Here is a 12208-nt window from a genome sequence, read left to right on the forward strand (position 1 = left end):
TGCACTTGACAGCCACAAACCGCACAGCACTTAACCACCCATACCACAGGTTTTTTGCTCATTACTTTTCATCAGACAATCTGTGTGGACACTGCACTCAACTGCATATCTTTAGGTAAGGAGGTGATCCAACCGCAGGTTCCCCTACGGTTACCTTGTTACGACTTCACCCCAGTCATGAATCACAAAGTGGTAAGCGCCCTCCCGAAGGTTAAGCTACCTACTTCTTTTGCAACCCACTCCCATGGTGTGACGGGCGGTGTGTACAAGGCCCGGGAACGTATTCACCGTAGCATTCTGATCTACGATTACTAGCGATTCCGACTTCACGGAGTCGAGTTGCAGACTCCGATCCGGACTACGACATACTTTATGAGGTCCGCTTGCTCTCGCGAGGTCGCTTCTCTTTGTATATGCCATTGTAGCACGTGTGTAGCCCTACTCGTAAGGGCCATGATGACTTGACGTCATCCCCACCTTCCTCCGGTTTATCACCGGCAGTCTCCTTTGAGTTCCCACCATCACGTGCTGGCAACAAAGGATAAGGGTTGCGCTCGTTGCGGGACTTAACCCAACATTTCACAACACGAGCTGACGACAGCCATGCAGCACCTGTCTCACGGTTCCCGAAGGCACTAAGCTATCTCTAGCAAATTCCGTGGATGTCAAGAGTAGGTAAGGTTCTTCGCGTTGCATCGAATTAAACCACATGCTCCACCGCTTGTGCGGGCCCCCGTCAATTCATTTGAGTTTTAACCTTGCGGCCGTACTCCCCAGGCGGTCGACTTAACGCGTTAGCTCCGGAAGCCACGCCTCAAGGGCACAACCTCCAAGTCGACATCGTTTACAGCGTGGACTACCAGGGTATCTAATCCTGTTTGCTCCCCACGCTTTCGCACCTGAGCGTCAGTCTTTGTCCAGGGGGCCGCCTTCGCCACCGGTATTCCTCCAGATCTCTACGCATTTCACCGCTACACCTGGAATTCTACCCCCCTCTACAAGACTCTAGCTTGCCAGTTTCAAATGCAGTTCCCAAGTTAAGCTCGGGGATTTCACATCTGACTTAACAAACCGCCTGCGTGCGCTTTACGCCCAGTAATTCCGATTAACGCTTGCACCCTCCGTATTACCGCGGCTGCTGGCACGGAGTTAGCCGGTGCTTCTTCTGCGAGTAACGTCAATGAATGGTGCTATTAACACCAAACCCTTCCTCCTCGCTGAAAGTGCTTTACAACCCGAAGGCCTTCTTCACACACGCGGCATGGCTGCATCAGGCTTGCGCCCATTGTGCAATATTCCCCACTGCTGCCTCCCGTAGGAGTCTGGACCGTGTCTCAGTTCCAGTGTGGCTGGTCATCCTCTCAGACCAGCTAGGGATCGTCGCCTAGGTGAGCCATTACCCCACCTACTAGCTAATCCCATCTGGGCACATCCGATGGTGTGAGGCCCGAAGGTCCCCCACTTTGGTCCGAAGACGTTATGCGGTATTAGCCACCGTTTCCAGTAGTTATCCCCCTCCATCGGGCAGTTTCCCAGACATTACTCACCCGTCCGCCGCTCGCCGGCAAAGTAGCAAGCTACTTTCCGCTGCCGCTCGACTTGCATGTGTTAGGCCTGCCGCCAGCGTTCAATCTGAGCCATGATCAAACTCTTCAATTAAAAGCTTGATTTGCTGCAACTCGTGCAGCGATGCTCGAAAATTAACTTTCGTAATAATTCATTCGCATGAATTATTGCTTGGTCACTCTTCAAGACTTGATATTTTTTTGCTACCGAAGCAGCTGGATATCGTCTTGTGAGTGCCCACACAGATTGTCTGATAAATTGTTAAAGAGCGTCGGTTACCGTTATGTTTCTCGGTAACGCGGGAGGCAGATAATACGCTTTCCCGCTGAAGAGTCAAGCCTTTTTCTTATTAAGAAGTGGTGTTTTCATCGGCTTGCTGCTTCTTGGCTGGGCGACTTGTCAGTCGTTGTTCCCGGTCAGTGGAGGCGCATTATAGGGAGTTCTGAGAACGCCGCAACCCCTAATTTCAAAAAATCACTCAAGCGAACAAATAACAACCAAAAATGGCATTTCAGGATGTTTTATACACTAAAAAATGGAGCTTTAAGAGCTAAAGAAAGCGAATCCAGGCAAATTTGGCAAAACATAATAGTAGAGGGGCGGTAAAAACCGCCCCTCTATATAGCTACAAACAACTATGAAGCTTATTGCTTGGCAACAATGTGGTCGTTTTCTACATCCAACGTCACTGGTTTACCTGGAATCAGCTTGCCGGACAGAATTTGCTGTGCCAGCGGGTTTTCGATTTCCTGCTGGATAGCGCGTTTCAATGGTCGAGCCCCATAAACTGGGTCGTAACCAGTTTTACCCAACAGCTCTAGCGCTGGCTCTGTAATGCTGACTTCATAACCACGCTCTTCCAGACGTTTGTACAACCGTGCCAACTGTATCTTGGCAATCTGCGCAATGTGTTTCTGACCTAACGGGTGGAAGACCACGACTTCATCTATACGGTTGATGAATTCTGGACGGAAATGATGGCTTACCATCTCCATAACCGATTCCTTCATCTGCGCATAGTTAACCTTACCAAAGTGCTCTTGGATCATATCGGAGCCTAGGTTAGAGGTCATAATTACCACTGTATTGCGGAAATCAACGGTACGACCTTGTCCGTCGGTAAGACGACCATCGTCCAGCACTTGCAATAGAATGTTGAACACATCCGGGTGTGCTTTTTCCACTTCATCGAGCAGTATCACTGAATAAGGGCGACGGCGAACAGCTTCTGTCAGATAGCCGCCCTCTTCATAGCCGACATAGCCTGGAGGGGCACCCACAAGCCGCGATACGGAATGTTTCTCCATAAACTCGGACATGTCTATACGTACCATGGCGTCGTCGCTATCAAACAAAAACGAAGCCAGCGCTTTGCACAGTTCAGTTTTCCCTACCCCAGTCGGACCAAGGAACAGGAACGAACCGATCGGGCGGTTAGGATCAGAAAGACCTGCGCGGCTACGGCGAATAGCATTCGACACCGCATTTACTGCCTCATTCTGGCCAATCACGCGTGAATGCAGTTCTTGTTCCAGGCGCAGCAGTTTGTCACGCTCGCCCTCCAGCATTCTGGCAACAGGGATACCGGTCGCTTTTGCCAACACCTCAGCAATCTCCGCATCGGTAACACGGTTGCGCAGCAATTTGACGGTTTTACCTTCGGCCTGGGTTGCTGCCGCAAGCTGTTTTTCCAGCTCAGGGATTTTGCCATACTGTAGTTCAGACATACGCCCAAGGTCACCCACGCGGCGCGCCTGTTCCAACGTGATCTTGGCCTGTTCCAACTCTGCTTTGATATTCTGGGTGCCGGAAAGAGACGCTTTCTCTGCTTTCCACTCCTCTTCCAGTTCCGAATACTCTCGCTCTTTCTGCTCTAATTCGTCGCTCAGCATTTCCAAACGTTTCTTACTGGCGTCGTCCGATTCTTTGTTGAGCGCCTGCTGTTCAAGCTTCAACTGAATAATACGGCGCTCCAGGCGATCAAGAGACTCAGGCTTGGAATCCATCTGCATACGAATACTGGATGCCGCTTCATCGATCAGATCGATGGCTTTATCCGGCAACTGGCGATCGGAAACATAACGGTGCGACAGAGTCGCAGCAGCGACAATCGCCGGGTCAGTAATCTGCACATGATGATGCAATTCATAGCGTTCTTTCAGACCACGCAAAATAGCGATGGTATCTTCAACGCTCGGCTCAGCGACATAGACTTTCTGGAAACGGCGCTCCAGCGCAGCATCCTTTTCTATATATTGGCGATATTCATTTAATGTGGTCGCACCGACGCAGTGCAGCTCACCACGCGCAAGCGCCGGCTTGAGCATATTACCAGCATCCATCGCACCATCAGCTTTACCAGCACCCACCATGGTGTGCAGTTCATCAATGAACAGAATGACACTGCCTTCCTGTTTAGAGAGGTCGCTCAGTACCCCTTTCAAGCGTTCTTCAAACTCACCACGATATTTGGCACCGGCAATCAAAGCGCCCATGTCTAGGGAAAGCACACGCTTATGTTTCAGCCCTTCGGGCACTTCACCGTTGATAATGCGTTGTGCCAAGCCTTCAACAATGGCGGTCTTACCGACACCTGGCTCACCAATCAACACTGGATTGTTTTTGGTCCGACGTTGCAATACCTGAATGGTTCGACGGATCTCTTCATCACGGCCAATCACCGGATCAAGCTTGCCCTGCTCGGCACGCTCGGTAAGGTCAATGGTGTATTTTTTCAATGCCTGACGCTGATCTTCAGCACCTTGATCATCCACGCTTTCACCACCCCGCATTTGTTCAATGGCCTTAGAGACTTTTTCTGCCGACGCACCCGCCGCTTTCAACAGATCGGTCAAACTACCGCGATCCTCAAGCACCGCCAGCACAAACAGTTCGGAAGAAATGAATTTATCCGCGCGCTTTTGCGCCAACTTGTCGCACAAATTGAGTACGCGAACTAATTCATTGGACGGTTGAACATCCCCACCGGTACCTTCAACTTGCGGCAGACGCGTCAAAGCCTGATCGATATCTGTGCGAACACGCGCAGCGTCGATCCCGGCTGATGTGAGTAATGGACGAACCGTGCCCCCATCCTGATTAAGCAAGGCGCTCATCAGATGTAACGGTTCAATAAATTGGTTGTCGCGCCCAAGGGCTAAAGATTGGGCATCGGCGAGGGCAAGCTGGAATTTGTTAGTAAGACGATCCAGACGCATAACACCTCCGATATAGGTCAAAATTGCTACTGGAGATTAAATGAGGTCATCCCTCAAATTTTCAAGGTTATCTCGACACTATATTATGAGTACAACGTCATGCATCTGTGGATCGTCCTAGGGCAGTAGGTTATATCACCCAGATCAAACTTGCCAGACGTCCTGTTACTCCATCGCGTCGATAGGAGAAAAAATGACTCATTTGAGTCATAGTGCAGCGTTCCCCGCCATAAATGGCGAAAATACCGGCCCGCTGCAAGCGCTGACGAGCCAAAAGATAAATATCCGCGAGAAATTTTTCACCATGAGGGATAAATGCATCGGCCGCCGCTTTGTCAACGGCGATGAATGCATCCCGCACTTCTGCACCAACTTCGAACTGGCGTGGGCCAATGGCAGGACCAAGCCAGGCAGTGATTTTGTCTGGCACAGCAGAAAAATGCGCAACTGTATTTTCCAGCACACCATGACATAGCCCTCGCCAGCCAGCATGAGCAGCAGCTATCTCGTCGCCCGCTTGTGAAGCAAACAAAACGGGCAGGCAATCTGCAGTCATTACTGCACATACCAGCCCTGAAAGATTAGTGTAAACCGCGTCAGCCCGCAAATCTGCTGGCATTTGCACATCCAGCGTCAGAACCCTGGTTCCATGAACTTGTTCAAGCCAAAGTGGCATCTGCGGCAAACCCGCTTTTTCTACCAACAATTGGCGATTGCGCTCCACTGCCTGTGGATTGTCACCAACATGGGCTCCCAGGTTCAGCGAATCATAAGGTGGCAAACTGATACCACCATGGCGGGTAGTGCTACAAGCCCTAACGCCGGCAGGCAACGGCCAATCGGGTAGAATAAGTGAGTTCATTACCAGTCCATCTGATCTTTGAATTCTTCCGTATCCGCTTTCAGCGCATCGATAAGATCAACCATATCCTGTGGTAACGGCGCATGCCATTCCATTTGAATGCCGCTGATAGGATGGTAAAGACGCAGCATGGTTGCATGTAGCGCCTGACGATCAAAACCACGCAGCGTATTGATAAACATCTCCGAGGCACCTTTCGGTGGACGCGGACGGCCACCATAGAGTGGATCACCTACTAGTGGATGATTAATGTGTGCCATATGCACGCGGATCTGGTGCGTACGGCCTGTTTCCAGGCGCAAACGCAGGCGGGTATGGGCACGGAAATGCTCCATAATACGGTAATGGGTCACCGCGGGTTTACCCATCGGGTGCACAGCCATGTGAGTTCGCTTGGTCGAGTGGCGCGCAATCGGCTCTTCAACAGTTCCACCAGCGGTCATGGTGCCAATCGCTACCGCTTCATATTCGCGGGTGATATCGCGCGCCTGAAGCGCCTCTACCAAGCGAGTTTGTGCCGGAACGGTTTTTGCTACCACCATGAGACCGGTAGTATCTTTGTCAAGACGATGAACGATACCTGCACGCGGCACATCGGCAATCGCCGGGAAGTGGTGCAGTAGTGCATTAAGCACAGTGCCATCAGGGTTACCCGCTCCAGGGTGTACAACCAAGTCGCGCGGTTTGTTGATCACCAAGATATCTGCATCTTCATAAACGATATCCAAGGCGATATCCTGCGCTTCCCAACGGGCCTCTTCTTCTATCTGTGCATCAATGGCGACTGTTTCTCCTCCCAACACTTTCTCTTTCGGCTTGTTTACCGTTTTGCCATTGACCAGTACCCGATCTTCCAGGATCCAATCTTTTATGCGTGATCGTGAATAATCAGGGAACAATTCGGCCAAAGCCTGATCTAAACGTTGTCCGAGTTGAGTTTCGGCCACCGTTGCGGTGAGTTGTACTTGTTGTGCCATATGCAGCTTCTTCGTTAACGTTGGGTTTTCACGGCGATGCCGTTTAATATATTGTGTTATTGTAACTGGTCTTTTGTCGGGAGCTTAACGGACAGTCTCCCGAAATAACACCCTGAGGATAATCAAAACGTCATGACGCGTATGAAATATCTGGTGGCGGCAGCCACGTTGAGCCTGGCGCTGGCAGGTTGCTCCACATCCAAAGATGCAGTTCCCGACAGCCCGCCTGCGGAAATCTACGCTACTGCACAGCAAAAACTGCAGGACGGTAACTTTAAGGGCGCGATTACGCAACTTGAAGCTTTAGATAACCGCTATCCATTCGGGCCGTACTCTCAACAGGTCCAGTTGGATCTGATTTATGCCTACTATAAATCTGCCGATTTACCGTTGGCACAAGCCTCTATCGATCGCTTTATGCGCCTGAACCCGACACATCCGAACATTGATTACGTCATGTACATGCGCGGTCTGACGGATATGGCGCTGGATGACAGTGCGCTGCAGGGCTTCTTTGGGGTTGACCGTTCCGATCGGGATCCACAACATGCTCGCACCGCATTCCGCGACTTCAGCCAGTTGATTCAGCAATATCCGAACAGCCAATTCGCAAGCGATGCCTACAAACGTCTGGTATTCCTGAAGGACCGTTTGTCAAAGTATGAACTCTCAGTGGCGGAATACTACACTAAACGTGGTGCGTACGTCGCGGTTGTTAATCGTGTTGAGCAGATGATGCGCGAATTCCCGGATACCAAAGCGACCCGCGATGCGTTGCCGCTGATGGAAAACGCCTATCGCCAGTTACAATTGGATGCGCAAGCTGACAAAGTGGCAAAAATTATCGCTGCTAACCCGTCTTAAGTCATACATACACGCTATACAATACAAAACGGCAGCCTAGGCTGCCGTTTTCATTTGCTGTCAACTCTATCGGCCTTGGATAAATACACAATAAAAACACTGTGTTAGGAAGTTCAAACCAACGGTTAACCTATCGATAATGCGCGATTTACTGCCAAGACTCAAGCATTAGATGACTGTTTCAGTTGCTGAATCACAGATTAAGTTAACTGGACAAAAAGTGACAAAAAAAAGTGATTTCTCTCACGCAATTCGGTAAAAAGCGAGGTATGCTCAATCTATCCAAGACGGAAAGACAGAGAGGTAGGTTATATGACAATCAACATTACCAGCAAACAAATGGATATTACCCCCGCAATACGTAGCCACGTCGAAGACCGTCTCACCAAACTGGATAAATGGCAGGCACAACTGATTAACCCACATATTGTTTTATCGAAAGAGCCTAAAGGGTTTTCCGTAGATGCTACCATTACCACACCTAACGGCCCGCTGGTTGCTAACGCAAAACATGAGGACATGTATGCTGCGGTTAATGAATTAATCGCCAAGCTTGAGCGGCAGTTGAACAAAGTACAGCACAAAAGCGAAGCGCGCCGCGCATACGCCAGTGTGAAAGATCTGGCTCCTGAAGTGATTCCGGAAGAGGAATAGCCCAGTAACAGGTTGTTTCGCATCAAACGCGCCGAAGGGCGCGTTTTTTGCTGGCGGTTTTTATTGACAGAGAGAAAAGCCAGCGGTTACTTTAAAGCCTGATTGGCGCACTTTTGGATAGCTATGAACCACAAAACGTTTTTCTTCGCATTCTTTTTTACCTTCCCCTGATTGGGAGGCGTTTCGTCGTGTGATAAAGAATGCGAAGACGAACAACAAAGCCTCCTGAGACAGGAGGCTTTTTTTATGGCCATTTGACAACGCTACCCTATGGACTTCATGTTGCAGCCTAGCGGCCAACTCCCGAAACTTAGTGAGCTAGGTATCTGGAGTAACAACGCTGCAGCTTGAAAGACGATGGAATATAAGATTACAAGGCAAAGCTGATTATGACTGATAACCCATTACTCGTGCTACGCGAACGCATAAGCGCACTGGATATGAAATTACTGGCCCTGCTGGCCGAACGCCGTGAGCTGGCGGTGGAGGTAGGCAAAACCAAACTCCATTCACACCGCCCAATCCGCGATAAAGAGCGTGAGCGGGATCTACTGAACGCCCTGATCACAGCAGCCAAACCTTATGATCTCGACGGATTTTATGTGACCCGCCTGTTTCAACTGATTATAGAAGATTCCGTACTCACCCAGCAGGCACTGTTACAACATCAGCTTAATCACATCAGTCAGCATTCTGCACGTATCGCTTTCCTTGGGCCAAAAGGTTCCTACTCTCACTTGGCCGCGCGCCAATACGCTGCCCGCCATTTCGATCAATTAATCGAATGTGGCTGCCAGAAATTCCAAGATATCTTCACTCAGGTTGAGACTGGTCAGGCGGATTACGCTATTTTACCTATCGAAAACACCAGCTCAGGCTCAATTAATGATGTCTATGACCTGTTGCAACATACCAGTCTTTCCCTCGTAGGTGAGCTCACTCTGCCAATCGATCACTGCGTGTTGGTAGCAGGTGAAACCGACCTAAGCAAAATCGAGGTCGTCTACAGCCACCCGCAGCCTTTCCAGCAATGCAGCCAGTTCATTAATCGTTATCCGCATTGGAAAATTGAGTATTGCGAAAGCACCGCCGCCGCAATGGAGAAAGTCGCCGAGTTGAAATCGCCAAAAGCCGCTGCTTTAGGTAGCGAGGCCGGCGGGGCATTGTACAATCTGCAGGTTCTTGAGCACAGTCTGGCTAATCAACAGCAGAACATTACCCGTTTCATCATACTGGCACGCAAAGCCATTGAGGTTTCCGAACAGGTTCCAGCTAAAACCACCTTGATTATGGCAACTGGCCAACAATCTGGTGCCCTGGTTGAGGCACTTCTGGTGCTGCGTGACAATGGCATTATTATGACCAAGCTGGAATCACGCCCGATCAATGGCAACCCGTGGGAGGAGATGTTCTATATCGATGTCCAAGCTAACCTGCGTTCTGACGCGATGGAGAAGGCACTGAAAGGTTTAGCACCGATTACACGTTCATTAAAAGTTTTGGGATGCTACCCAAGCGAAAACGTTGTACCCGTTGATCCTTCTTAGCAAATAAAAAGGGTTCGGCATTGCCGAACCCTCTGACTGTGCTCATTAATTGTCCGTGATAGCTTGACAATTACGGCGTTTAAGGAACGCTATTGGCGGCTGTCGTTCGCCTGCAGTAACAATGAGCGGCTCTCAACCAGGAAACGCTGAGCGTAATCACCAAACCAATGCTCTACCTTCTGGAAGCTTTGGATAAATGCCTGCTTATCACCCAGCTCCAGTAGTGTGATCGCTTCACCAAAACGTTGGTAGTAACGTTTGATCAGATGAATATTTTCTTCTGAAGACATAATGATATCCGCATACAGTTGCGGATCCTGAGCAAATAGCCGACCCACCATCGCCAGTTCCAACCGATAGATCGGTGAAGATAACGCCAGCAATTGCTCAAGTTGCACGTTCTCTTCGGCCAGATGCAGGCCGTAAGCAAAAGTAGCAAAATGGCGCAACGCCTGGATAAAGGCCATGTTCTGATCGTGCTCAACGGCGCTGATGCGATGCAGCCGAGCGCCCCACACTTGCAGTTGTTCCAGTAGCCACTGATAAGCTTCCGGCTGGCGACCATCACAATACACCACCACCTGCTTGGCAACGCTACCAACATCAGGGCCGAACATCGGGTGCAGCCCAAGCACCGGGCCGCCATGCCTTGCCAACATTGCCTGTAGTGGCCGATTCTTTATCGAAGCCAGATCGACCAAAATGCAATCATCCGGCAAAGGTGGCAGTTGGCTTATCACCTGCTCCGTTACGTGTATAGGTACACTAACGATGACCATTCCAGCATCAGCCAACAGCTCATCAGCCTGTGGCCAATCTTCCTGATCCAGTACCTTTACCTGATAACCAGATAGTGTCAGTAAACGATTGAACAGCCGTCCCATCTGCCCCTTACCGCCGATAATGACGATCGGGCGTAGTTGCGGGCACAGTGTTTTAAAACCTTTATCGTTCTCACTGGTATAGGACTCACGCATTACGCGGCGCAGCACGTCTTCGATCAAATCCGGCGAAACACCAAGCCCTTCAGCCTCTTTGCGGCGAGAGGCCAGCATGGCCGCCTCTCGCTCAGGGACATAGACTGGTAAGCCGTAGTGACTTTTGACTTCCCCTACTTCTGCCACTAAGGCCAGGCGTTTTGCCAGCAACGCCAGCAACGCTTTATCTACTTCGTCAATTTGATCGCGTAGTGCGGTCAGTTCAGCCACCATAACTTCCTACTCTCCAGTGCGTGCCATCAGCGCAGCGCCGAGCTCCTGGTGCATTTGGCGCAACAGAGCCTCAGTGCTTTCCCAGTTGATACAGGCATCAGTCACCGAAACGCCGTAACGCATATCTGTACGGGGCTGCTCAGAAGACTGGCTACCTTCGTGCAGATTACTTTCCAGCATGATACCGGTGATCGAGCGGTTACCCGCTTTAATCTGCTCCACCACTGATTCGGCAACGGCAGGCTGACGGCGATAATCTTTATTCGAGTTACCATGGCTGCAATCTATCATCAAGGAAGGATGGAGTCCCGCTTCCTGCATCTGTTTTTCGCAAGCAGCAACATGCTCCGCACTGTAGTTCGGTGTCTTGCCTCCACGGAGGATCACATGCCCATCAGGGTTACCCTGGGTTTGTAGCAGGCAAACCTGCCCAGACTGATTGATGCCGACAAAACGGTGCGGCATTGCCGCTGCGCGCATGGCATTGATCGCTGTTCCCAAGCTGCCATCGGTACCGTTCTTGAAGCCCACCGGCATTGAGAGACCTGATGCCATTTCACGGTGCGTTTGAGATTCGGTGGTACGAGCCCCTATCGCCGACCAACTGAACAAATCACCCAGAAATTGTGGGCTATTAGGATCCAATGCCTCAGTCGCCAACGGTAACCCCATACCTACCAAATCCAACAGCAAGCGACGCGCAATGTGCAAACCGGCTTCAACATCAAACGATCCGTCCATGTATGGATCGTTGATCAAGCCTTTCCAGCCAACCGTAGTTCTGGGCTTTTCAAAATAGACACGCATAACGATATACAGCTGATCGCTCAATTCAGCCGAAAGGGTTTGCAGACGACGCGCGTAATCCAACGCCGCATCAGGATCATGAATTGAACAAGGCCCACAAACCACCAGCAGGCGGTGATCCTTTCCTTTGAGAATATTGGCAATAGTTTGACGAGCGGCCGCAATTTCACTTTCATCGCGAATGCTTAGCGGAAACTGATTCTTTAGCTCTTCAGGGGTGATCAGAACCTGTTCTGCACTGATATGTACGTTGTTGAGCACGTCTTTTTGCATGATGCTGTTTCCTGTCTTGGGCTTGTTATGCGTGAGCGTTGTTAGAACATTGAGCGTTACAGGGCACTACCTTAGCATGAGTTGTAAAGTTTTAAATCCATTTGTTGTAAATAAAAACTTACCATGCAAGTCACAGTAGGTCCACCCACCTGTAAAATAAAAATAATTAATTGATTTTTATATTAAAAATAAAAAAACCAATGAAAAAAAGCAAACATGAACAGTCACT

General features: G+C 50.1%; 9 protein-coding genes, 1 rRNA gene and 1 other annotated feature. Of the genes, 4 read left to right on the plus strand and 6 right to left on the minus strand.

The window, feature by feature from the left end; genetic code table 11:
* Window positions 1-116: 116 nt before the first annotated feature.
* From SAQUA_RS18840 to rluD, 4 genes are all read right to left on the minus strand, one after another.
* A 16S ribosomal RNA gene (locus SAQUA_RS18840) occupies window positions 117-1659 on the minus strand.
* A gap of 551 nt (window positions 1660-2210) precedes the next feature.
* On the minus strand, window positions 2211-4784 hold the full coding sequence (gene clpB, locus SAQUA_RS18845; RefSeq protein ID WP_380678288.1) for an ATP-dependent chaperone ClpB: 2574 nt from the start codon (window positions 4782-4784) through the stop codon (window positions 2211-2213).
* A 130-nt stretch (window positions 4785-4914) separates the two neighbouring features.
* Window positions 4915-5646, minus strand: a complete 732-nt coding sequence (gene yfiH / locus SAQUA_RS18850; protein WP_380678290.1) for a purine nucleoside phosphorylase YfiH — start codon at window positions 5644-5646, stop codon at window positions 4915-4917.
* On the minus strand, window positions 5646-6623 hold the full coding sequence (gene rluD / locus SAQUA_RS18855; RefSeq protein ID WP_380678292.1) for a 23S rRNA pseudouridine(1911/1915/1917) synthase RluD: 978 nt from the start codon (window positions 6621-6623) through the stop codon (window positions 5646-5648). The genes yfiH and rluD overlap by 1 nt, the downstream gene beginning before the upstream one ends.
* 132 nt (window positions 6624-6755) lie before the next feature.
* On the opposite strand from rluD, the gene bamD reads away from it, so the two are divergent.
* The 4 genes from bamD (at window position 6756) to pheA (ending at window position 9688) form a co-directional block, all read left to right on the plus strand.
* Window positions 6756-7487, plus strand: a complete 732-nt coding sequence (bamD, locus tag SAQUA_RS18860) for an outer membrane protein assembly factor BamD (RefSeq protein WP_380678294.1) — start codon at window positions 6756-6758, stop codon at window positions 7485-7487.
* A gap of 312 nt (window positions 7488-7799) precedes the next feature.
* Window positions 7800-8141: a ribosome-associated translation inhibitor RaiA gene (gene raiA, locus SAQUA_RS18865; RefSeq protein ID WP_380678296.1), complete on the plus strand. Its 342-nt coding sequence runs from the start codon at window positions 7800-7802 to the stop codon at window positions 8139-8141.
* 122 nt (window positions 8142-8263) lie between these two features.
* Window positions 8264-8389 (plus strand) — a sequence feature (Phe leader region).
* The gene (locus tag SAQUA_RS18870; RefSeq protein WP_380678568.1) at window positions 8265-8312 is read left to right on the plus strand and encodes a hypothetical protein; all 48 of its coding nucleotides are present in this window, start codon (window positions 8265-8267) and stop codon (window positions 8310-8312) included. (Overlaps the previous feature by 48 nt.)
* 141 nt (window positions 8390-8530) lie before the next feature.
* The gene (gene pheA, locus SAQUA_RS18875) at window positions 8531-9688 is read left to right on the plus strand and encodes a bifunctional chorismate mutase/prephenate dehydratase (RefSeq protein ID WP_380678298.1); all 1158 of its coding nucleotides are present in this window, start codon (window positions 8531-8533) and stop codon (window positions 9686-9688) included.
* Window positions 9689-9777: 89 nt separating this feature from the next.
* Here pheA and tyrA read toward each other — a convergent pair whose 3' ends face one another.
* Together tyrA and SAQUA_RS18885 are read right to left on the minus strand one after the other, a co-directional pair.
* Entirely contained in the window at window positions 9778-10899 is a 1122-nt protein-coding gene (gene tyrA / locus SAQUA_RS18880; RefSeq protein WP_380678300.1) for a bifunctional chorismate mutase/prephenate dehydrogenase, read from the minus strand.
* 6 nt (window positions 10900-10905) lie between these two features.
* Window positions 10906-11979 (minus strand): 3-deoxy-7-phosphoheptulonate synthase, encoded by a 1074-nt coding sequence (locus tag SAQUA_RS18885; protein WP_380678302.1) that lies wholly within the window; start codon window positions 11977-11979, stop codon window positions 10906-10908.
* Between the last annotated feature and the right edge of the window lie 229 nt (window positions 11980-12208).

Origin of the sequence: Serratia aquatilis (assembly GCF_044865145.1) — a bacterium.
GTDB lineage: Bacteria > Pseudomonadota > Gammaproteobacteria > Enterobacterales > Enterobacteriaceae > Chania > Chania aquatilis.